This window comes from Streptomyces sp. NBC_00637, from assembly GCF_045161545.1.
In the GTDB taxonomy this organism is placed as follows: domain Bacteria; phylum Actinomycetota; class Actinomycetes; order Streptomycetales; family Streptomycetaceae; genus Streptomyces.
The window spans coordinates 505,157-525,886 of sequence record NZ_CP109046.1; the positions used below are offsets into that span (position 1 = coordinate 505,157).

Sequence of the window (20,730 nt, forward strand, 5' to 3'; positions counted from 1 at the left end):
GCGTCGTCGATGTCGGGCTCAGGCATGGGGTGTTCCTGTTCTGTACCGGGCGATGTCACCCAGGACGGCGGCCACCTGGGTCGCATAGGTGTCGAGTCCCTCCGCACCGCTGCCGGGCAGGCCGGTGAGCCGGGGCAGCAGGTCACCGAAGGCGTTCACCTCGCCGACCGCGGCCCTGCGCCAGCCGACGGCCGGCAGCAGGTCGACACCGACGCACAGGGTGCGCGGGAAGCAGGCCGCGGCCCGCTCGCACACGTCCAGCAGATCGGTCCAGCGGGCGCCCGCAGCCCCGACGGCCTCGCGGACGGCGTCCAGGTCGCCCCGCCGGCCGCCGAGATGGAGGTTGGTCAGCGGTGAGCGGCTGGTGCGGACGACCGCGTGGGTGGCGCGACCGGCCACCACGACGACCCTGAGATCGGCCACTCGGCCCTCCTGGGCGGCCTTCGGCAGCCAGCGCTCGACGTGCAGTCCGTCCGGGGCGAGCGCGTCGACGATGGCCGCGATGTCCTGCTCGCGTTCGTAGCGGCGCACCCTGAGGGAGTTGTACAGGCCTCCGTCGGCGGCGAGTTCCACGGAGGTGGTGGCTCTGATCCGGCCGCCGCCGCCCGACTCGACGGCGAGGACGCCCGAGGCGGACGATCCGTGCGCGGGCTTCACGAAGAGCCGGGGCATCCGGTGCTCGCGCATCGACGCGCGTACGTCGTCCCAGCCGCGTACCGGCGCGCCCTGCGGGCCCGAGGTGGGTGAGGCGGGCACCGGGACGCCCGCCGCGTCCAGGACGCCGTGGCAGAGCCGCTTGTCGAACAGCACCGCGAGCTCGTCCGGGTCGTCGAGGCGGACGCCGCCGCGCAGGCTGCGTACCGCGGTGGTGAAGCGGGTGTACCAGCGGCCCGAGCCCTCGACCCGCGTCGGATCGGTGGCACCGCGCAGCAGCCGGTCGACGTCGGGGTTCTCGCCGGGCGAGTCCAGGCGGACGATCTCCTCGGCGTCGAAGTCGGCACCGCCGGCGCCCAGTACGTCCGCCCACGGCACGATACGCGGGGCCGGCAGGCCGGCCGCGCGTACCGCGTCCTCGAAGAGGGCGACCCGACGGTTCTCCGGGTTGCCGACCACCGCCAGGCGAGGCGCGGGCGCGCGCTCCGGGCGGAACTCGTCGAGGGGGGACGGACGGTGACCCATGGGGGGTGTGCTCACTCCCCGACGGCGACGTAGCGCCACGGCGTGCCGTCGTCGTCCGAGTCCTCCTCGGCGTCGTCCCGGTCGAGGTCCACCTCGACGCCCGCGGTCTCCACGGTCCGGCGGACACGCTCCTGGAGGGACTCGCTCAGGTAGTGGTAGTGCAGGTCGAGCTTTTTCAGGTGGGTGAGGGGCTGGCCGCCGAGCAGGGCGGCCGCGCCCTCGTCGGTCAGCACGCCCATGGAGAGGTCCAGCACCTCCAGACGCGCCACCACGGGCGCGGACGCGACGGCCGCGGCCACGGCGTCCTGCATCTCGCTGTTGCGCAGGGCGAGGTGCCGCAGGCTCGGCAGCCGGGCGCCGGACAGGATCGGCTCCAGGTCGGCGGCCTCGCTGTCGCCGCCGTACTCGGGGGTGCCGAGCCACAGGTCGAGGTGGACCAGCCGGGGCAGGTCGCTGCCGCCGATCCCGCGCACGACGTCGGCGGGCAGTCCGCCCGTCTCGATCACGAGCCTGCGCAGCGCGCGGTGGCTCACGGCGGGGAACCGCAGCCCGGACCCGCCGCGCACGCCGAGCTCCTCCAGCGCAGGGAACGCGGCCAGGACCGGGGTGACATCGGTCTGGTTGATCCAGGAGATCTCGCACTCCTCCCCGACCATGTCGCCGAGGAACACCGCCCGCAGCGCGGGGAAGCGGTCCCGGGCGGCCACCAGCGCCTCGACGACGTCGGACGGGTCCGTGTCGTACGCCTCCTGCCAGGCGCCGACGATCAGGGCCCTCACGCGGGTGGTGTCGACGGCGGAGCAGAAGCGGGCGAAGGCCTTCGTCCAGTCCTCGTCGGCGTCGTAGACGTCGCTGGTGACGCGCCAGGCGACGGTCTCCGGGTCCGGCAGGTCGTCCGTGCTGCCGCCGGGACCCGGGAAGGTGTGGGCGGGCAGCCGGTACAGCGCCTCGAGGTGGTCGGTGACGGTCATGCGGCTGCTCCCCGGAGAAAAAGATCGCGCGGTCCGTGATGTGTCCGCAGTTCTACCAACAGGCACTGACAACCCCCACCGGCGGGGCCTCGGTTCGGGGGCGTTGTCAGTGGTGGTCCGTACCGTCTTCGTCATGAAGCGCGACGCGCCGTGGCTCGCCGCGTTCCCGACCGACCGGGGCCCGCTCGCGGGACTGGCCGCGGTGAGTCGCCACGCCGGCTGGTGGTGGCCGTTCGCGCGGGTGGCCGTGGTGTGCGAGCGTCCTGTGGCCCTGCACCGGGGGGAGGTGGGCCGGCTCGACCACGGGGAAGGGCCGGCGCTGGCGTACCCCGACGGCTTCGCCCTGTACGGCCGGCGCGGCATGGCGGTCCCGGCCGGATTCCTCGCCGGGCTGCCGGCGCTCACCCCGGACCGGATCAGGTCCGAGGAGAACGCCGAACTGCGCCGGGTCATGCTGGAGTACTACGGCTACGACCGCTATCCGGCGGACTCCGGGGCGCGTCACGTCCACCGCGGCGAGACGGGCACCCTGTGGCGTATCGACCTCCCGGACGACGAGTCCGTCGTCATGGTGGAGGTCCTCGACTCCACCCCGGAGCTGGACGGGACGCGGCGCACCTACCGGCTGCGGGTACCGCCTGCGACCCGCACGGCACGGGAGGGCGTCGCCTGGGCCTTCGGACTGACGGCGGACGGGTACGCGCCCGAGCGGGAGACCTGAGCCGGAACGCCTGTCGTGGACCCGGAGCGCCCGGGGGCTGGGGCCTGGGGCCGGGCCTCAGCCTGCGGCGGCGCGGGTCAGTACGTCGGTGATCTGGGCGTGGACCGCGTCCCGGGCGGTGGCGGGAAGGGCGCCCAGGTCGGTGCCCGCCAGGGCGTGCAGGACCTGTTCGGGGTCAGGGTCGTACGGCGTGCTCTCGCTGAGCACCTCGTAGCCGTCGCGTACCGCCACCCGCAGGTCACGAGGACCGTCGCCGTCGGCGTGCACCGCGGCGGCGACGACGAGCGGCGGCGGACCGCCCGCCTCGCCCTCCAGCTTGCGGTAGCCGCTGACCAGGGGGGCGCGCCAGCTCAGCGCGAGCAGTACGTGACGCTTCGCCAGCAGCTCGGTCAGATCGGTCTCGTAGACGCTGTCGGCTTCCAGGACGGTGGCCCGGGCGTCGAGGACGAGGGCGGCGGGGAGCAGACAGCGCAGGGTGCTGCCGACGATGTTGCCGCCGACCGTGGCGGACCGGCGGACCGCGCCCGTGCCCACGCCGGAGGCCGCCCGGTGCATGACCTCGGGCACCGTCGCGTCGACCTTGCTCAGCAGCACGGCCCCGCCTAGTTCCTCGGGTCCGACCGTGCGGGCCTCCGGCACGTTGCGCAGCGACACGGCCTGCTCGGGGAAGCCGTCCCGCTGCCAGCCGGCCCACACGAGGGTGGCGCCTCCTACCGGCACCGCTCCCTCGGCCAGACACCGCTGGGCTTCGGATATCGAGGAGGGAAGACGCAACTGCACGACAACCGACCCGCCTTCCCTGGTAGTTCGTGGTGAGTGACACGGTGTCATCGTGTGTCCCCGCGTCCACCCACCCGCATGATCAATGGCAGAACGGATTCTGCCCAGGCGCACGGGGGCGCATACAGGGCTCATGGCTGCACCTTGCGCAACATGTCATTTCGCTGGGCGGCGGCTCGCCTCCCCCGGGGCCCCGGTGCCATGTCCCGCCGTCTGTTCGGCTTCGTCTCTTCTCAGCGCTGTGAGCACGTGATCCAGCTCGGTCGGCATCACGGCGACAAGAAGGGCGCCTTCGGAGGAAGCGCACTCGACGATCCTGCAACCACCGTTGATCTTCACCGCTTCACGCAACGACGGTGAACGCACGCCGACCTGTCGCAACCCCGCCGGAAGTGACACGGCCGCACCGGCCCTGGCGCGGGGCTCCCAGACCATCGTGGTGGGCCCGATGACCATCCGCCCCCGCAGCCAACGGCTTCCGAGCGAGGGATGCCTGAGCAGGCAGGGAACCCTGATCACCTCTCCCCGAGCGGAACGGTCCGCACGTTGCTTCGCCTTCCGGCGAAACAGCCACGCCGTCAGCCCGGCCACTACCAGGGCGAGCGCTGATTCGATCACCGGAGCATTCAAGCAGCGCCGAAGCCGAGTGCCCACCCTCGGCAACTCGCCGACGCCTTGCCTGCACGACCTCCCCGTCGGGGTGGAGCGGTCAGCCGGTCGACGCGAGCCACGGCACCGGGTCGGCGTAGTAGCCGTCGTAGATCACCTCGAAGTGCAGGTGGGGGCCGGTGGACAGGCCGGTTGAGCCGACCCGCCCGAGCGGGGTCCCGGTCTGCACGGACTGTCCCGCGGTGACGTCGATGGCGGACAGGTGGCTGTAGGTCGTCTGGAGCCGTTTGCCCTCGATCGTGCCGTGGTCGACGACGATCCGGTTGCCGTAGGCCGTGGTCATCGCCGCGAAGACGACCGTCCCCGCGCGGGCTGCGGAGACGCGGGCGCCCTGGGGCGCGCCGAAGTCCACGCCGGTGTGGAGTTTGGTGACGCCGGTGAGGGGGTGCTGGCGGGAACCGTAGGGGGAGGTGATGGTGAGGGTGGTGACGGGCGGTGCCAGGATCGCGTCGGCCTGCATGCCACCGCCGCTCGTGTCCTCCCGGTCGAAGGCCTCGTACTTCCCGAACAGCGCCTTGACCTCGGTGAGGTAGGTCTGCGCCGCGGCGGGGACACCGCCCGCCTTCGTCACGGCGTCCGTGCCGACCGCGTAGGCGGCGAGGGTGAGGTCGACCAGTTCCCCGTTGACCGTACCGTCGGTCCTGAGGCCGGTGACCTGCCGGGCCAGGGAGCAGTCCTGGCGGCCGATCGCCATGATGGCGTCGGCCGGATCGTTCGGTGAGGAGCGGCCGTTGCCGTCGTCGTCCTTGCCCCAGGTCTTCCAGTCGGCGGTGGTGAACGCGGCGATGCCCCGCGCGCCGGACGTGGTGGCGCTGTCGTTGCTCCAGCCGGTGAGCTGGTCGATCTGCGCGGCCAGGACGGACGGGGTGACGACCGTGCAGGCGTCGGCGGACTTGCGCAGCCAGGGTCCGTAGGTCGCGTTGACGCCGCCGGCCGCGTCCTGCGATGCACTCTCCCCCGGGCTCCAGTCGTCGGGGAAACCACCGGTCAGGGCGAGGAACCCGGCGACCGTGGTGAGGGTGACCAGGCTCGGCAGGACCAGGAGGGTGAAGGCGCCCGGGCCGCGCCGACGGGGGCGCGGGGCGGGGGCGTCCGGGACGGGCGCTGCCGAGGCCGGTGCGTCGGGGGCGGGGGCGTGCGGGGCCGGCGGGTCCGTCGCGGGTGTCTCCGGGGAGGTGACCTCCGAGGCGGGGACGGCCTCCTGCGCAAGGGTCTCGACGGTGGGCTCGTCGCTCACGCCGCGGGCTCCGGGCGACGGGTCAACGGCCGTTGCGACACAGTGCAGTTGTTCACGGACGGACGTTAGCGGGTGGCCGGACCCACGTCACCGGACGCGAGGGCAGACCTGCTGCCCCCACGGGCAACGCCGAATGACGAAGCCGAAGGCGGAACCGAGGCCGAAGACGATGCCGAAAGGGAAGAGGAAGCGGACGACGATGGTGAGGTGGCCCGGTGCAGCGCCGCCGGCGGGTGACCGCCGGCGGCTCCGGCTCAGCCCACCTCGACCAGCAGGTCACCGCCTTCCACCTGCTGGATCCGGTTGATGGCGAGCCGGGACACCGTGCCCGCCTTCGGTGCGGTGATCGTGGCCTCCATCTTCATCGCCTCGATGGTGGCGATCGTCGCGCCGGCCTCCACCTGGTCGCCCTCGGCGACCGCGAGGGTGACCACGCCCGCGAACGGCGCGGCGACATGCCCGGGGTTGGCGCGGTCGGCCTTCTCGGTCACCGGTACGTCGGAGGCCGCCGCCTTGTCCCGGACCTGGATGGGCCGCAGTTGGCCGTTCAGGGAGGACATGACCGTGCGCAGGCCGCGCTCGTCGGCCTCACCGACGGCCTGGAGCTCGATCAGCAGCCGGACGCCCGGCTCGAGGTCGACGGCGTACTCCTTGCTCGGCCGCAGACCGTAGAAGAAGTCCTTGCTGTCGAGGACGCTGGTGTCGCCATAGGCCTGGCGGTGGGTCTCGAAGTCGCGGGTCGGGCCGGGGAAGAGCAGCCGGTTGAGGGTGGTGCGGCGGGTCTTCTCCAGGCCCTCGCGGTCCTCGGGGGTCAGTTCCTGGACGGGCTTGGCGTCGGCGCGGCCCTGGAGCGCCTTGCTGCGGAACGGCTCGGGCCAGCCGCCGGGCGGGGTGCCGAGTTCGCCGCGCAGGAAGCCGATGACGGAGTCGGGGATGTCGTAGCGGTCGGGCGACGCCTCGAAGTCCTGCGGGGACACTCCGGCGCCGACCAGGTGCAGGGCGAGGTCGCCGACGACCTTCGAGGACGGGGTGACCTTCACCAGGTGGCCGAGGATGCGGTCGGCGGCGGCGTACATCGCCTCGATGTCCTCGAAGCGGTCGCCGAGGCCGAGCGCGACGGCCTGGGTGCGCAGGTTGGAGAGCTGTCCGCCGGGGATCTCGTGGTGGTAGACGCGTCCCGTCGGGGAGGCCAGGCCCGCTTCGAAGGGGGCGTAGATCTTGCGGACGCCCTCCCAGTACGGCTCCAGGTCGCCGACGGCCTGGAGGTCGAGGCCGGTGGGCCGCTCGGAGTGGTCGGTCGCGGCGACGATCGCCGACAGCGAGGGCTGCGAGGTGGTGCCCGCCATGGAGGCGACGGCACCGTCGACGGCGTCCGCGCCGCCCTGGATCGCGGCCAGGTAGGTGGCGAGCTGGCCGCCCGCGGTGTCGTGGGTGTGCAGGTGGACCGGGAGGTCGAACTCGCGGCGCAGTGCCGACACGAGCTTCGCGGCGGCCGGGGCGCGCAGCAGGCCCGCCATGTCCTTGACGGCCAGGACGTGGGCGCCGGCGTCGACGATCTGCTCGGCCAGGCGGAGGTAGTAGTCGAGGGTGTAGAGCCGCTCGTTCGGGTCGGACAGGTCGGAGGTGTAGCAGAGGGCGACCTCGGCGACGGCCGTGCCCGTCTCGCGTACGGCGTCGATGGCGGGCCGCATCTGGCCGACGTCGTTGAGCGCGTCGAAGATGCGGAAGATGTCGATGCCGGTGGCGGCGGCCTCCTGGACGAAGGCGTCGGTCACCTCGGTCGGGTAGGGCGTGTAGCCGACGGTGTTGCGGCCGCGCAGCAGCATCTGGAGGCAGATGTTGGGGACGGCCTCGCGCAGGGCCGCCAGCCGCTCCCACGGGTCCTCGGCGAGGAAGCGCAGGGCGACGTCGTAGGTGGCACCGCCCCAGCACTCCAGGGAGAGCAGGTTCGGCAGGGTGCGCGCGACCAGGGGTGCGGAGGCGAGGAGGTCCTTGGTGCGCACCCGGGTGGCGAGGAGGGACTGGTGGGCGTCGCGGAAGGTGGTGTCGGTGACGCCGATGGTCGGGGACTCGCGCAGCCAGCGGGCGAAGCCCTCGGGGCCGAGGTGGACCAGGCGCTGGCGGGAGCCGGCGGGCGGCTCGGTGTCGGGCACCGGCGGCAGCTTGGTGACCGGGTCGATCAGCTCGGGCCGCTCGCCGTGCGGCTTGTTGACGGTGACGTCGGCGAGGTAGGTCAGCAGCTTGGTGCCGCGGTCGGCCGAGGAGCGCGCGGTGAGCAGGTGCGGGCGCTGTTCGATGAACGACGTCGTGACGCGTCCGCCCTGGAAGTCCGGGTCGTCCAGGACGGCCTGGAGGAAGGGGATGTTGGTGGACACACCCCGGATCCGGAACTCCGCCACGGCGCGCCGGGCCCGCTTGATCGCGGTCTCGAAGTCCCGGCCCCGGCAGGTCAGTTTGACCAGCATCGAGTCGAAGTGCGCGCTGATCTCCGTGCCCGCGTGGGTGGTGCCGCCGTCCAGGCGGATGCCGGAGCCGCCGGGCGAGCGGTAGGCGCTGATCCGGCCGGTGTCGGGGCGGAAGCCGTTGGCGGGGTCCTCGGTGGTGATCCGGCACTGGAGGGCGGCGCCGTGCAGGGAGACCGTGTCCTGGGACAGACCGAGGTCGGCCAGGGTCTCGCCGGCGGCGATGCGCAGCTGGGCCTGGACGAGGTCGACATCGGTGACCTCCTCGGTCACCGTGTGCTCGACCTGGATGCGCGGGTTCATCTCGATGAAGACGTGGTTGCCCGCGGGGTCGAGGAGGAACTCGACGGTGCCGGCGTTGCGGTAGCCGATCTGCCGGGCGAAGCGGACGGCGTCGGCGCAGATCCGGTCGCGCAGTTCGGGGTCGAGGTTGGGCGCGGGGGCCAGCTCGATCACCTTCTGGTGACGGCGCTGGACCGAGCAGTCGCGTTCGAAGAGGTGGATGACGTTGCCCTCGCCGTCGGCGAGGATCTGCACCTCGATGTGGCGCGGGTCGACGACTGCCTTCTCCAGGAAGACGGTCGGGTCGCCGAACGCGGACGCGGCCTCGCGGGAGGCCGCCTCGATGGACTCGCGCAGCACGGCCGGGTCCTCGACGCGGCGCATGCCTCGTCCGCCGCCGCCGGCGACGGCCTTGACGAACAGGGGGAAGCCGATCTCCTCGGCGGCCCGGACGAGTTCGTCGATGTCGTTGGAGGGCGCGGACGAGCCGAGTACGGGTACGCCCGCCGCGCGGGCCGCCGCCACCGCGCTCGCCTTGTTCCCGGTCAGTTCGAGGATGTGCGCGTCGGGGCCGACGAACGTGATGCCCGCCTCCGCGCAGGCACGCGCGAGTTCGGGGTTCTCGGAGAGAAACCCGTAGCCCGGGTAGACGGCGTCGGCGCCCGCCCGGCGCGCGGCGCCGACGATCTCCTCGACGGAGAGGTAGGCGCGCACCGGGTGCCCCTGCTCGCCGATCTCGTAGGCCTCGTCGGCCTTCTGCCGGTGGAGTGAGTTGCGGTCCTCGTACGGGAAGACCGCGACCGTGCGCGCGCCCAGCTCATAGCCGGCGCGAAACGCACGGATCGCGATCTCACCACGGTTGGCGACCAGCACCTTGCGGAACATCCGGGACCCCTTCAGCCTGGCGGTGACGAGGACCATCGTGTCGGTGTGTGACCTGGTTGGCCATGTGAGTCGGGCCACTCGGCGCATGTCTCGCTCGATCGGACCGTGCCCGGCTACATTCGACGGCGTTCGACGGCCGGTCAGGTCGCCGTCGCCGCCGCGGCCGTCCGTCCCGCCTGGCGTCCGGAGAACAGGCAGCCGCCGAGGAACGTGCCCTCGAGGGAGCGGTAGCCGTGGATTCCGCCGCCGCCGAAGCCGGCCACCTCGCCGGCCGCCGGTCAGCTTGTTTGTCGTTGTAGAGGTGGAAGCCGTCGGCCCACTGGCCCTGCCAGTGCTCGCGGGTGAGTTCGGCGACCCGCTCCATCTGCGTCAGCGCGGTCCGCTTGCCGACCTGGTGGAAGACGAGCAGGACCGGCGGGCGCGTCGCAAGACCGTCGAGGTCGACGGCGGGAGTCAGGTCTCTCCCTTCCACGGCCGACTGCCGGATCCGTGACGGGCCATTGATGCAATGGCGGAGGGCGCCCGGCCCGTCCATCGCCGGTCCCCGAGCGCGCCTACGGCGTTGGAAGAACTCGCCGTCACATGGGCTCCGGCGCTGATGCCCGCTCAGACGGGGAACGTGACCCCGGTCAGTTCCTCCGAGACGGTCCACAGGCGGCGCTGGGCGGCCGGGTCGTGGGATTGCTCGCTGGATTCGACAGGCTTCGGGTAGCCCTTGTACTGCTGGAATCCGCCAGGGCCGTAGTACTGGCCGCCGATCACGTCGGGGTCGGTCGCGGCGCGCAGCGTGGGCAGGGCACCCATCGCAGGCTTCTGTGTCATGACCGGTGCGAGAAGGCTGTTGATCGCGCACATGGGCGCGGGCGAGTTGCGCGTCAGCTCGGTGTCGGCGAAGCCCGGGTGGGCGGCGGCCGCGATGGTGGTGCCCGAGGTGGTCAGGCGGCGCTGCAACTCGTAGGTGAACATCAGGTTCGCCAGCTTGGACCGGCTGTAGGCGGCCGTGCGGCTGTATGAGCGTTCCCACTGCAGGTCGTCGAAGTCGATGCTGGTCCCGCGGTGGGTGAGGCTGCTGACCGTCACCACGCGGGAGCCCGGTACCGGCAGCATGTGCTCGATCAGCAGCCCGGTGAGCGCGAAGTGACCGAGGTGGTTGATGCCTCATGTCCGACACCGACCTGCGCGAGTTCTACCTGCGCTACATCGGGGCGCTCAACGCCCACGAGCTCCACCGCATGGACGAGTTCATCAACGACGAGACCACCCTGAACGGCGAGCCGGGCACCCGGGATCAGGTCATCGCCGTGCTGACCGGCGACATCGACGCGGTCCCGGACTTCCACTGGGCGCCCCGGGAGATAGCGGTCGACGGTGATCGCCTGGCCGCCCGTCTGACCAACACGGGCACGCCCGCCGAGGAGTGGCTCGGCGTGGCTCCCACCGGCGCCTCGTTCGAGATCGTCGAGTACGCCATCTATCAGGTTCGTGACGGGCGGTTCGTGCACATGACGGCCCTGCACGACGCCGAGACTCTGAGGCGGCAGCTCGGTGCCTGACCCCCGTAAGCCGATCGGTGTCGGCATCGTCGGCCTGAGCGCCACAGGAGGCCGGGCGGCCGGGGCTCACCTGCCCGCGCTGAGCGCCGTCGAAGGGATCGAGCTTCGCGCGCTGGCGGCGAGCTCCGAAGCCTCGGCCCAGGCCGCGGGAGCGGCGGTATGACGTACCCGCGTACACGTCGGTCGAGCAGCTCGCCGGCGACGAGAACGTCGATCTCGTTGTTGTCGCTGTCAAGGTGCCTCAGCATCGGGAACTCGTGTTGCCCGCGCTGAAGGCGGGAGTGCCGGTGCTCTCCGAGTGGCCGCTAGCCGTCGACCTGCGCGAGGCCGAGGAGATGGTGCGTGCCGCCGGGACGACGCGCACCTTCGTCGGACGGCCCGGCCCCCGGTCCGTCCGCCACCACCAGCAGCAGTGCCCGGTAAGAGGTCGACGACCGCGCGGTCGGCTCATCCGAAAGTCGACGGTCTGACGGCAACTCCCTGGCCGGGAAGGGAAGATCGAGTCATGATCATGGATGAACCGACGGGAGGTTCCATGTCCGCACCGCACCGCGATGAGCAGGGTGAACCCGGGTCAGTCACGATGGCCGCCGTGCCGGGCCAGGACGACCGGCACGCTGGGGCGCTGTTGCCGCCGTCCGCGGTGGCAGCGCTGTGGGCGGTGCGGCACGGGCAGAGCACCGCCGATGTCGCTTTCGCCGAGGCCGAGCGGACCGGCTCGGCCGACCTGCCGGTGGCGGGGCGCGACAGCGACGTCCCGCTGTCCGTACTGGGGCAGGCCCAGGCTGGTGCGCTGGCCGGCTGGCTCGCCGGCCACGCTCCGGGCACCGGGCCGGACCTGGTGGTCTGCTCCCCCTATGTGCGGGCCCGGCAGACCTGGGAGGCGATGGCCGTAGCGGCGGCTGATGTGCCGGTGCTGGTCGACGAGCGGCTGCGGGACCGTGAGATGGGCGTCTTCGAGCTGCACCCGGCGGGCGCGCTGAAGGCCCGGGCCTCTGAGGAGGCCGTGCGCCGGGCGCTGCTGGGCGAGTGGTCGTACCGCCCGCCGGGCGGCGAGGCGCTCGCCGACGTCGCCCTGCGCGTACGGGACTTCACCTCCGAGCTGGCCAGGGCCGCCGCCGGGCGCCGCGTTCTGGTTGTCGCGCACGACGCGGTCGTCATCGCCCTGCGCTACGTGCTCGCCGGTCTCGGCGCACCCGTCCCCCACGATCTGGCGCCGGCCCCCAACGCCTCCGTCACGCACTGGCGAGGCGACGGACACCACCTACGGCTCGCGCACTGGGGCCAGACCGCCCACCTCACCGACCTCACCCTCGCGGAAGGAACCGCATGAGCGACCAGCAGCCTCCCACCGACCCCGTGCTCTCCCACGTCCAGCCGCTGTCCGGCGGCCTGTACGGCGACAAGCCCTACGAGGCTGCGCTGAGCGACCTGCGCGCCGCCGTCGCCGAGGTGTCCGCCGCCCTGGCGGAGACCGAGGACCCGGCCGTCACCGAGGACCTGACGCGCTACCAGGTGGACCTTAACCGCGCCCACCTCCAGCTGCGGCCGGACGACACCGCCGCTCTCGAGCGCGCCCATGTCCTGTGCCGCACGGCGCGCCGCTACCTGACCACCGGGGCGGCGTGAGCGGCATGCCGACCACCGAGGGCCAGCTGCCGCTCGAGGAGAACCGCCGCATCTTCCGGGAGCAGATCGCTTCCGTCTGGGCACCGAGATCTGGTCCACCCAGCAGAACATCGACGTCGTTGCCCGAGCAGTGGTCCGATGCTTCAACGAGGTCGTGGGGGAATACGGCGGGAGCGCATACCGCCGTAAGTGGGGTGAGCACTTCCCCCGCACCCAACTCGAAGCCCTCAGGACCACGTGGCGCGAACATCGAAGCGACTGGGAAGCATCCTCGACACCATCGCAGCCGTGAAGCTTCGGCAGCATCTGGCACGGGTTGGTCGATGCAGAGCAGGTCGACGCGGCCGTAGCGGGCGAGGCCCTAGGTCAGCTGCTTCTCCTCGGCGGCCTCGACGAGCTGATGGGCCAGCTTCGTCACCACGTACTCAACCCGGTACCCGGCCGGCCGTCGCCGCCTCGGGGCCGAGCGCGATCAGCAGGTGGGACTTGCCGGTTCCGGGGGCGCCGACGAGGCAGAGAGGCAGGCCCTTCTTGATCCGTTCGGACGTGGCGAGGGTGTGAGGTCACCGCTGTGCATGGGGTCGTCGGTTGCCTCCCTCTCCGCGATCATTCAGTTTGGCACTCTGCGCCTGCCGTGCACGCGGGAATCGTAGTCACCGCGACCGGCACGCAGACCGGCTACGCCTCAACAGCAGGTGGGATCCGTGCCACGCACTTTCGGCCGGCGTCGGTTCGCACGCGGGCCCTCCCCGGAGCCGGGGCCCTGGTGGTCCCAACAACACCCCCATACGCACCGTCTGGCCGCACTGTCCTGTCGCCCGGTGTCCGCGAGAGTCGTGGAGGTCGGGCGGACACGGCCGACGGATTTCATAGGCAGGAGGGGAAACAGCATGCCCGAAGCGACAGTTGGGGCACATCGCGGCATGGCCCGACGAGGGTTTCTGGCCGGGGCCGCCGCCATGACGGGTACGGCACTGACGAGTACGGCGCTGACGAGTACGGCGTCCGCCGGCACTGCACACGCGGCCCGGGCGGGGGCCGGAAAAGGCATCGACACCGGCCCGTTGGCATTGACCCACGTCACCGTGATCGACGGATCGGGAGCGCCTCCGGCCCCCGGTATGACGGTCGTCGTGGAGGGCGGGCGCATCACCGCACTCGCCCCGAGCGCACACATACGGCTGCGCCCCGGCACCCGTGCGGTCGACCTGACCGGCAAGTACCTGATCCCCGGGCTGATCGAGGCGCACACCCACAGCGACGGCCCGGAGACCGTGATCCCGGCGCTGTACGCCCTCGCCGGGGTCACCACGGTCCGGGAGATGCGGGGCCTGCCGGTCCACCACGAGTGGCGCGAGAAGATCCGCAGGGGTGCGCTGCTCGGCCCCCGCTGGGTGGTCGGCAGCCCCATCGTCGACGGCGCGCCCTCCCTGTGGGCGGCCGACGTGGGCCCGACCATCGAGGTGCGCGACGTGGCCGAGGCCCGGCGCGCCGTACGGCGGGTCAAGCGCGAGGGCGCGGACTTCGTCAAGGTGTACTCCCGTCTCTCCCGGGAGGAGTACTTCGCTGTCGCGGACGAGGCCCGGCGCCAGGGCATCCCCCACCTCGGGCACTGCCCCGACACCGTACGGATCGAGGAGGCGAGCGCCACCGGCCACCGCACCATCGAGCACCTGCACGCGCTGCTCCTGGCGACCTCACGGCACGAGAAGGAGATACGGCGTCGCCTGGCCGCCGTACGGATCGATCCGCGCGACCCCAGCAGCCTGTCCCGCTACCACAGCTGGTTCCGACAGGTGCATCCCCTCGAATGGCGGGCGGTGCAGGGCTACGGCCGGGACCGGGCGGACGCCCTTTTCCGGAGGCTGGCGGCCGACGGGACAGCGGTCGTCCCCACGCTCGGCGTGCACCGCACGCTGGAACTGCCCGACGACGTTCCGTCCCGGGCCGAGGAGTGGAAGTACCTGCCCGCCTGGCAGGTGGAGAGCTGGCCGGACCAGTTGGCGGCCCTGACCGGCGGGCGCACCCCCGAGCAGGTCCGGCGGATCCGCCGGATCTTCGCGCATCGGCTCCGGCTGGTGCGCGAGCTGCACGGCGCGGGTGTGCGGCTGGCGGGGGGCACCGACACCGGCACGGGATACCTCGTCCCGGGCTTCGCGCTCCACGACGAGCTGGCGCTGCTCGTGGCGGCAGGCCTCACCCCGGCCGAGGTCCTGCGCGCGGCCACGGGGGACGCGGCCCACGCCCTCGGCCTGCCCGGCGTCGGCACCGTGGCACGCGGACAGGCCGCCGATCTGCTCGTCCTGGACGCCGACCCGCTGCGCGACATCCGCAACACCCGCCGTATCCACGGTGTGGTCGTCGACGGCAGGTGGATCCCGCCGCAGGAACGCCGACTGCTGCTCGCGGCGGTGGAAGACGCCGCCGCACAGACCCCGCCGCCCCAGGAGGGGGCGACGATGACGGGCTGCGGCTGCGGCGGACATCCCTGACGGCCCGCCGGCGACGGCCTCGCCGACGCGTGGTACCGACCGCAGCTGTGAGGCTCGCGCAGCACCTGCCGCAACGCCGCCGGACCGTTTGTCGTGGCACGGCGTGGTCGCCCCCGGAGGGGCCGGCCTCCATGGACGGGCCGGCCTCCCTGGTCAGGCTGACGGGCTGGTCGTCCCGGACGGGTTCTGCGCCGGGTGGGGCAGCCGGGAGACGCTGAACGTCACGCTGGTCGGATCGGAGTTGGTGGTGAGCCGGCGTCGGTGTCGCCCGTGGCGCCTCGGGCCGGTGGCCCAACCCCGCACGCCTGCACCGTGCCCGCCCCGCCTCTCCCCCGTCGGTGTCCCCCGCTCGACGAGCCGCCGCGCTGACGGCCCGGTCCCGGCCGGCCGGGTGCGTCAGCGACCGGCGCGGCCGTCGTGGACCGTGCGCGTCGCGCGTTGACCGCCGCGCGGGAGTGTTCTTCCTCCCGGGGCCGGGGCCATGGCCGGGGCCGGGGCGAAGTCCCGGCGGCGGAGCGGCGCGGCCCGGCGTTCTAAAGCCGATGGCGCCGGGGGGGCTGGGAGTTGATGGCGGGGTCTGGGTCGGCCCTACTGCCCCGGGGGGAAGGGGCGTAGGGCCGACAGACGCTCGGGAGGCCGGGAGGTGGGCTGTTCCGAGCTAGTCGTGCTGCTGCCCGCTTCCGGCGATGGTATGCATGCGCATCTCGACGCCGCGTGCCCGGATCCCGCCGGGGCCGGCGGGTGCGTGCGCCGCCGGGTCTACGCGGCCCAGGTGTGCTCCAGCACGGTGCGGAAGGTGGTGGGCTCCCGGCCGATCAGTTCGGCCAGGGTCGGGTCGACGGCGGTGAACTCGCCGTTGCGTGCCGCCGCGAAGATGCTCAGCATCAGGTCGGCGATCGGGGCGGGAGCGCCGTGCGCCAGGGCCTGTTCGCGGAAGGCGTCGTCGGGGACGACGGTGCGGGTGAAGGGCCGCCCGGTGGCCTTGGCCGCTGTCTCGGCCACGGCGTCGAAGTCCAGCGCCGCCGGGCCGGTGAGCGGCGGGGTGGGCCCCTCGAAGCGGCCCTCGTCGGTGAGGATCGCCGCGGTGGCCTCGGCGAGATCGTCGTGATCGGTCCAGGCGACGGGGCCGTCGGCGGGCAGGGCGATGTCGCCGGTGCGGCGGGCGGACTCCAGGAACTGCAGAGCGCTCGCGGCGTAGAAGCCGTTGCGCAACGCGGTCCAGGGCAGGCCGGTGGCGCGCAGCAGGTCCTCGGTCCGGGCGTGGTCGCGGCATGCCTGGAAGCGGGAGTCGTGGGCGGCGCCCATCTGGCTGGTGTACAGGATGCGGCCGGCTCCGGCCTTCACGGCGGCGTCGATCGCGGCACGGTGGCCGGCGACGCACTCCTCGCCCGTGCGGTCGAGGGAGACGAGCAGCAGCTGTTCGGCGCCCTCGAAGGCGTGCAGGAGCGAGGCGGGGTCGTCGAAGCTGCCCTGCCGGACGCGGACGCCGCGCTCGGCGAGGTCCCGGGCCTTGCGCGGGTCGCGGACACTGACGCCGACGCGGTCGGCGGGGAGCCGCTCCAGGAGGCGCTCGACGGTGCGGCGGCCGAGCTTTCCGGTGGCTCCGGTCACGATGATCATGGGGGTCCCTCAGCGATGGTTCCAGTGGAATCAATTCAACGATAACACTGGAACTAACAGTGGAAGCAAATCTCGGATATCATCGATACATGCCGATCCGCGACACCCCCGACAGCGCCCGCCACCGCATCGTCGAGGCGGCCGTCGAGCTGCTGGAGAGCGGCGGCCCCGACGCGGTGAGCACCCGCGCGGTGGCCGCCGCGGCCGGGATGCAGCCACCGGCCATCTACCGCCACTTCGGGGACAAGAAGGGGCTGCTGGAGGCAGTCGCCGAGCACGGCTACGCGCAGTTTCTGGAGAGCAAGCACGCGCAGCTCGACCTCACGCCCGATGACCCGGTGGAAGAGCTGCGCCGCGGCTGGGACATGGTGGTGGAGTTCGGAGTCTCGCGCCCCGAACTCTTCGCCCTGATGAACAGGGCCACCGGCTCGGGGACGGACGCGGCACACCGCGCGGGCCTGGAGATCCTCCGCGGCCGGGTGCGCCGGCTGGCGGCCGCGGGATGGCTGCGCGTCGACGAGGACCTGGCCGCCCAGATCATCCAGGCCACCGGCCAGGGCGGGGTCACCACCTGGCACGCCGCCCCTGTGGAACGCCGCAATCCGGCGCTGCTGACCATCCTTCGCGAGTCCATGGTCGCCGCCGTCACCCGCGCCGAACCGACAGTCCCCATGGCGGAGTCCGGCCCCGCCCCGGCGGCCCGGGCGCTGCGCGCCGCCCTTCCCGACGACGCCGAGGTGCTGAGCGAGGCCGAGCAGCGACTGCTGCGCGAGTGGCTCACCCGCCTGGCGGCGGACGGCGGCGCGCCGCAGGCCTGAACCTCCGTCAGCCGGCCTCGCTCATGACTGGGCGTCCGTCCCGCAAGGGCTGCCGGCCGGGCCGGACGAGGAAGACGTCTGCCGCTCCGGCAGCCGGAACCGCTCGGCCGCAACCGCGGTGTTCGAGGGCCGGCGGCCGGGCAATTCAGCCTTTGCGACTGGATTCTGACGGATATTCATCGTGGCAGGTACATGGCGAACAGGAAGGGTAGGGCATACCATCGCAACGCCCCGAAGGGCGGTCGACCGTGCGTCCGGCCCCCACCGGACGACCCCCTACCGCTCCTTCGCGTACCCGGCCCCGCCGGGGCCGGATTCCCCCCACGGATGAAGGAGCAGCAATGCCCCTCGGCACTTGGTTCAAGGCAGGCACTTCCGCCTCAGCGCTCGTCCTCGCCATGGCGGGCGCCGCGACCGCCGCCCCCGCACCCGCTCCCGCGGGTGAATCGTCCGCCGCGCAGGCGGCGGCGGTGACCCTTCGCTATGACGACAGTCGCGCCGGAGGCTGGGAAGCCGCGATCGCGGCCGGAGTCGCGTCGTGGAACGCGAACGTGAGCAACGTCCATCTGGTGGAAGCGGCGCCCGGCGCCGTGGCCGAGATCGTGATCGTCGCCACCACGGGCTGGCCGCAGGCCACGCTCGGCCCCGTTCGTCCGGGCCGTCAGGTCCGCGTCGAGCTCGGCAGCCAGGCCGTGGACCAGGGCTACGACAAGACCCGGATCGCCGCTCACGAAATGGGTCACAGTCTCGGCCTGCCGGACACCAAGCCCGGCCCCTGCTCACAGCTGATGTCGGGATCGAGCGCCGGCACAGCCTGCACCAACGCCATACCGAACGCCACCGAGCGCTCCCGCGTACAGTCCGCCTACGCGAGCGCGATCGCCGCGATCGCGCCCACTGACGGCCGGACCCTCATCGACGCGCCCTGACCACACGGCCGTCAGGCGGACGTGCTTCCCGGGGATCTCGCCGAGATCCCCGGGAGGGAACTCGAACCGGATCGTCGCGTAGACGCACCCGATCCGGACGCGCCTGTCCGCCTTCCTCGAAGGGACACGGCCGCGGTGCGCTTTTGGTGTCACGTCGCCACGCACATCGCCGGTGACCGGACTGAGGAACGCTGACGGGGACCAGGTCGGCCGGACCTGCCTCCTGACGTCTGGATCTCGTTCAGCGCCCTCGGAATGATCCGCATGTGCTTCATGATCCGGGTGAACCGGCCCTGACCGCCGGAGAGGGGTCAGTCCTGCTCCAAGCACCATGGGCAACGGTGCCGTAGGCCGACACGCACGATCCCGACGCCCCGACGCCCGACCCCCGGCCCCCGAGCCCCGACGACCAGAGAACGTCTCTTTTCAGCCATGCCTCTATAACGTCCCTGCGCGGAAAGGTACTTCCGCACAAGGGCATGCACCTGACATCTTGCATCCACCATTGGTTTCGTACGGCCCGACCGGTGCTCTCAGCGCGGCCGGGCCGTCTCCGGAGGACGCATTGATACCCCCCATATTCAGCCGACCCAGACGCACGCTGGTGCTGGCGGGCACGCTCGGCGCCGCACTCACGTTCGGCGCCCCGGGCGCCCTCGCGGGCACGCTCCCCGTCGTCCCGTCCGCCGCTCCGGCCGCCAAGGCCCACGCTCCGGCCGCCGTGCCGGCTTCCCAGAACGCGACCTGGGTGGCCGGCACGCGTGCCTACCTCGTGATCACCGCGCCCGGTGACAGCTCGGCGGTCCGGTCCGCGATCGCGGCCAACGGCGGCACCGTCTTTTCGAACTTCGACGCCATCGGCGTGATCGTCGCCCACTCGGCGTCCAGCGGATTCGCCGCCACCATGCGCGGCGTCGCCGGCGTGCAGCAGGTCGGCGCCACCCGCACCTCTGACGTCCCGGCCGACGCCTACAACCCGGCGCTCCCGGCCGATCCGGCCCAGGCCTCGACCCCGGCCGGAGAACCGGTCCGGGCCGACATGAGCCAGATCAAGGCCGACCAGGCCTGGGCCGTGAACCCGGGCTCCGCCTCCGTCACGGTCGGCATCCTGGACACCGGTGTGGACGACCGGCACCAGGACCTGGCGCCCAACTTCGACGCGGCCGACTCGGTCTCCTGCGCCTACGGCAAGCCCGACACCCGTGCCGGCGCCTGGCGGGACGTCGACACGCACGGCACCCACGTGGCGGGCACCATCGCCGCGGCCAAGAACGGCAAGGGCGTCGTCGGCGTGGCCCCCGGGGTGAAGATCTCCGCGGTCCGGGTCGCCGAGCCGGGCAACTCCTTCTTCTTCGCCGAGAACACCATCTGCGGCTTCGTGTGGGCCGGTGACCACGGCTTCAAGGTCACCAACAACAGCTATTACACGGACCCGTGGCAGTTCAACTGCCCGGACAACATCGACCAGGCCGCCATCATCGAGGGCGTCAAGCGCGCTCAGGAGTACGCCGAGAGCAAGGGCTCCCTCCAGATCGCCGCCGCGGGCAACGAGAACTACGACCTCGCCCACAAGACGACCGACTCCGCGAGCCCGAACGACTCGACACCCGTCACCCGCACCATCACCAACGCCTGCCTCGACATCCCGACCGAGCTGCCGGGCGTGGTCACGGTCGCGGCCAACGGCACGGGCGTCACCAAGGCCTCCTTCTCCAACTACGGGCAGGGCGTCATCGACGTCGCGGCTCCGGGCAGCAACGTGTACTCCACCGTCCCCGGCGGCGGCTACGGCAGCAAGAGCGGCACCTCGATGGCCACCCCGCACGTGGTCGGCGTGGCGGCACTCATCGCCAGCGCCGACCCGGGCATCACCCCGGCGCAGATCCGCGCCAAGCTGGCCGCCCAGGCCAACGACATCGCCTGCCCCGCGGACAGCCGCTGCACGGGCACGACGGCCAACAACGCGTTCTTCGGCGAAGGACAGGTCGACGCCCTCAAGGCCGTCGGCACCACCCCGCCGCCCGGGAAGTACTTCGAGAACCTCGCGGACTTCGCCGTCAACGACAACGCGACCGTGGAGAGCCCCATCGCCGTGACCGGCGTGACCGGCAACGCCCCGGCCACCCTCAAGGTGGGTGTAGACATCAAGCACACCTACATCGGTGACCTGAAAGTCGACCTGGTGGCGCCGGACGGCACCGTCTACACGCTGCACAACCACTCCGGCGGCAGCGCCGACAACATCGCCCAGACCTACACCGTGAACGCCTCCCCGGAGGTCGCGAACGGCACCTGGATGCTGCGCGTCAACGACAACGCCGCCTCCGACACGGGCAGGATCGACGCCTGGAACCTGACCTTCTAGCGCAGGGCCCGGCAACACCCGCGTACAACCCGCACAGCGCCGCGGCGACAACACCCCGCCCGCGACCGCGGTCAGGGACAAGCGGGCCACGCTCTGTTCGGCCAGGACTGCGAACTGCCGGGCGACAGAGAGCATGGG

At 72.2% G+C, this 20,730-nt stretch carries 17 protein-coding genes and 4 pseudogenes; 11 read left to right on the forward strand and 10 right to left on the reverse strand.

The features are described from left to right. Nucleotides 1–18 precede the first annotated feature (18 nt). Together OG440_RS02180 and OG440_RS02185 are read right to left on the reverse strand one after the other, a co-directional pair. The gene (locus tag OG440_RS02180; protein WP_406005105.1) at nucleotides 19–1,179 is read right to left on the reverse strand and encodes an STM4014 family protein; all 1,161 of its coding nucleotides are present in this window, start codon (nucleotides 1,177–1,179) and stop codon (nucleotides 19–21) included. 11 nt (nucleotides 1,180–1,190) lie between these two features. Beyond that, the gene (locus OG440_RS02185; RefSeq protein WP_406005106.1) at nucleotides 1,191–2,150 is read right to left on the reverse strand and encodes an STM4015 family protein; all 960 of its coding nucleotides are present in this window, start codon (nucleotides 2,148–2,150) and stop codon (nucleotides 1,191–1,193) included. A 139-nt stretch (nucleotides 2,151–2,289) separates the two neighbouring features. Here OG440_RS02185 and OG440_RS02190 point away from each other — a divergent pair. Next, nucleotides 2,290–2,871 (forward strand): annotated as a pseudogene (locus tag OG440_RS02190) (DUF6745 domain-containing protein); the annotation flags it as partial. A 57-nt stretch (nucleotides 2,872–2,928) separates the two neighbouring features. On the opposite strand, the gene OG440_RS02195 reads toward OG440_RS02190, so the two are convergent. The 5 genes from OG440_RS02195 to OG440_RS02215 form a co-directional block, all read right to left on the reverse strand. Then, a complete protein-coding gene (locus OG440_RS02195; protein ID WP_406005107.1) occupies nucleotides 2,929–3,651 on the reverse strand; it encodes an FAD binding domain-containing protein in 723 nt (240 codons plus the stop codon). Between the two features lie 156 nt (nucleotides 3,652–3,807). Continuing rightward, a complete protein-coding gene (locus OG440_RS02200; protein ID WP_406005108.1) occupies nucleotides 3,808–4,269 on the reverse strand; it encodes a hypothetical protein in 462 nt (153 codons plus the stop codon). Between the two features lie 91 nt (nucleotides 4,270–4,360). Beyond that, nucleotides 4,361–5,557 (reverse strand): peptidoglycan DD-metalloendopeptidase family protein, encoded by a 1,197-nt coding sequence (locus tag OG440_RS02205; RefSeq protein WP_406005109.1) that lies wholly within the window; start codon nucleotides 5,555–5,557, stop codon nucleotides 4,361–4,363. Nucleotides 5,558–5,811: 254 nt separating this feature from the next. Next, the gene (locus tag OG440_RS02210; RefSeq protein WP_406011229.1) at nucleotides 5,812–9,186 is read right to left on the reverse strand and encodes a pyruvate carboxylase; all 3,375 of its coding nucleotides are present in this window, start codon (nucleotides 9,184–9,186) and stop codon (nucleotides 5,812–5,814) included. Between the two features lie 140 nt (nucleotides 9,187–9,326). Next, complete coding sequence (locus tag OG440_RS02215; RefSeq protein ID WP_406005110.1) at nucleotides 9,327–9,449, reverse strand: hypothetical protein; 123 nt, start codon at nucleotides 9,447–9,449, stop codon at nucleotides 9,327–9,329. A gap of 38 nt (nucleotides 9,450–9,487) precedes the next feature. On the opposite strand from OG440_RS02215, the gene OG440_RS02220 reads away from it, so the two are divergent. Further along, nucleotides 9,488–9,679 carry a hypothetical protein gene (locus OG440_RS02220; protein ID WP_406005111.1) on the forward strand — a complete coding sequence of 64 codons (192 nt, stop codon included), beginning with the start codon at nucleotides 9,488–9,490 and terminating at the stop codon, nucleotides 9,677–9,679. Between the two features lie 113 nt (nucleotides 9,680–9,792). Here the strand turns inward: OG440_RS02220 and OG440_RS02225 are convergent. Further along, nucleotides 9,793–10,344, reverse strand: a pseudogene (locus OG440_RS02225) (oxidoreductase); the annotation flags it as partial. Nucleotides 10,345–10,346: 2 nt separating this feature from the next. Between OG440_RS02225 and OG440_RS02230 the strand changes: the two are divergent. The 5 genes and pseudogenes from OG440_RS02230 (at nucleotide 10,347) to OG440_RS02250 (ending at nucleotide 12,368) form a co-directional block, all read left to right on the forward strand. Beyond that, nucleotides 10,347–10,739: an ester cyclase gene (locus OG440_RS02230; protein WP_406005112.1), complete on the forward strand. Its 393-nt coding sequence runs from the start codon at nucleotides 10,347–10,349 to the stop codon at nucleotides 10,737–10,739. Then, nucleotides 10,732–10,902, forward strand: coding sequence for a hypothetical protein (locus tag OG440_RS02235; protein ID WP_406005113.1), 171 nt, complete (start codon nucleotides 10,732–10,734; stop codon nucleotides 10,900–10,902). Before OG440_RS02230 ends, OG440_RS02235 begins: the two co-directional genes overlap by 8 nt. Nucleotides 10,903–10,948: 46 nt before the next feature. Next, nucleotides 10,949–11,209, forward strand: a pseudogene (locus OG440_RS02240) (Gfo/Idh/MocA family oxidoreductase); the annotation flags it as partial. A 113-nt stretch (nucleotides 11,210–11,322) separates the two neighbouring features. Further along, a complete protein-coding gene (locus OG440_RS02245) occupies nucleotides 11,323–12,072 on the forward strand; it encodes a histidine phosphatase family protein (RefSeq protein ID WP_406011230.1) in 750 nt (249 codons plus the stop codon). Then, nucleotides 12,069–12,368: a hypothetical protein gene (locus OG440_RS02250; RefSeq protein ID WP_406005114.1), complete on the forward strand. Its 300-nt coding sequence runs from the start codon at nucleotides 12,069–12,071 to the stop codon at nucleotides 12,366–12,368. The genes OG440_RS02245 and OG440_RS02250 overlap by 4 nt, the downstream gene beginning before the upstream one ends. 364 nt (nucleotides 12,369–12,732) lie before the next feature. Here the strand turns inward: OG440_RS02250 and OG440_RS02255 are convergent. Then, nucleotides 12,733–12,928, reverse strand: a pseudogene (locus OG440_RS02255) (ATP-binding protein); the annotation flags it as partial. A gap of 363 nt (nucleotides 12,929–13,291) precedes the next feature. On the opposite strand from OG440_RS02255, the gene OG440_RS02260 reads away from it, so the two are divergent. Then, nucleotides 13,292–14,860: an amidohydrolase family protein gene (locus OG440_RS02260; RefSeq protein ID WP_406005115.1), complete on the forward strand. Its 1,569-nt coding sequence runs from the start codon at nucleotides 13,292–13,294 to the stop codon at nucleotides 14,858–14,860. Nucleotides 14,861–15,619: 759 nt separating this feature from the next. Here the strand turns inward: OG440_RS02260 and OG440_RS02265 are convergent. Continuing rightward, entirely contained in the window at nucleotides 15,620–16,480 is an 861-nt protein-coding gene (locus OG440_RS02265) for an SDR family oxidoreductase (protein ID WP_406005116.1), read from the reverse strand. A gap of 89 nt (nucleotides 16,481–16,569) precedes the next feature. Here OG440_RS02265 and OG440_RS02270 point away from each other — a divergent pair, with 89 nt between their 5' ends. From OG440_RS02270 to OG440_RS02280, 3 genes are all read left to right on the forward strand, one after another. Next, nucleotides 16,570–17,298 carry a TetR/AcrR family transcriptional regulator gene (locus OG440_RS02270; protein ID WP_406005117.1) on the forward strand — a complete coding sequence of 243 codons (729 nt, stop codon included), beginning with the start codon at nucleotides 16,570–16,572 and terminating at the stop codon, nucleotides 17,296–17,298. A 341-nt stretch (nucleotides 17,299–17,639) separates the two neighbouring features. Further along, nucleotides 17,640–18,227 carry a snapalysin family zinc-dependent metalloprotease gene (locus tag OG440_RS02275; RefSeq protein ID WP_406005118.1) on the forward strand — a complete coding sequence of 196 codons (588 nt, stop codon included), beginning with the start codon at nucleotides 17,640–17,642 and terminating at the stop codon, nucleotides 18,225–18,227. Between the two features lie 604 nt (nucleotides 18,228–18,831). Next, nucleotides 18,832–20,592: a S8 family peptidase gene (locus OG440_RS02280; RefSeq protein ID WP_406011231.1), complete on the forward strand. Its 1,761-nt coding sequence runs from the start codon at nucleotides 18,832–18,834 to the stop codon at nucleotides 20,590–20,592. Nucleotides 20,593–20,730: the final 138 nt, after the last annotated feature.

Bases quoted from the DNA above. Each gene is read 5' to 3' on its own strand.
- OG440_RS02270 (WP_406005117.1), top strand. From the start codon at position 16,570: ATGCCGATCCGCGACACCCCCGACAGCGCCCGCCACCGCATCGTCGAG.
- OG440_RS02275 (WP_406005118.1), top strand. From the start codon at position 17,640: ATGCCCCTCGGCACTTGGTTCAAGGCAGGCACTTCCGCCTCAGCGCTC.
- OG440_RS02210 (WP_406011229.1), bottom strand. From the start codon at position 9,186: ATGTTCCGCAAGGTGCTGGTCGCCAACCGTGGTGAGATCGCGATCCGT.
- OG440_RS02180 (WP_406005105.1), bottom strand. From the start codon at position 1,179: ATGGGTCACCGTCCGTCCCCCCTCGACGAGTTCCGCCCGGAGCGCGCG.
- OG440_RS02265 (WP_406005116.1), bottom strand. From the start codon at position 16,480: ATGATCATCGTGACCGGAGCCACCGGAAAGCTCGGCCGCCGCACCGTC.
- OG440_RS02230 (WP_406005112.1), top strand. From the start codon at position 10,347: ATGTCCGACACCGACCTGCGCGAGTTCTACCTGCGCTACATCGGGGCG.
- OG440_RS02185 (WP_406005106.1), bottom strand. From the start codon at position 2,150: ATGACCGTCACCGACCACCTCGAGGCGCTGTACCGGCTGCCCGCCCAC.
- OG440_RS02245 (WP_406011230.1), top strand. From the start codon at position 11,323: ATGGCCGCCGTGCCGGGCCAGGACGACCGGCACGCTGGGGCGCTGTTG.
- OG440_RS02250 (WP_406005114.1), top strand. From the start codon at position 12,069: ATGAGCGACCAGCAGCCTCCCACCGACCCCGTGCTCTCCCACGTCCAG.
- OG440_RS02260 (WP_406005115.1), top strand. From the start codon at position 13,292: ATGGCCCGACGAGGGTTTCTGGCCGGGGCCGCCGCCATGACGGGTACG.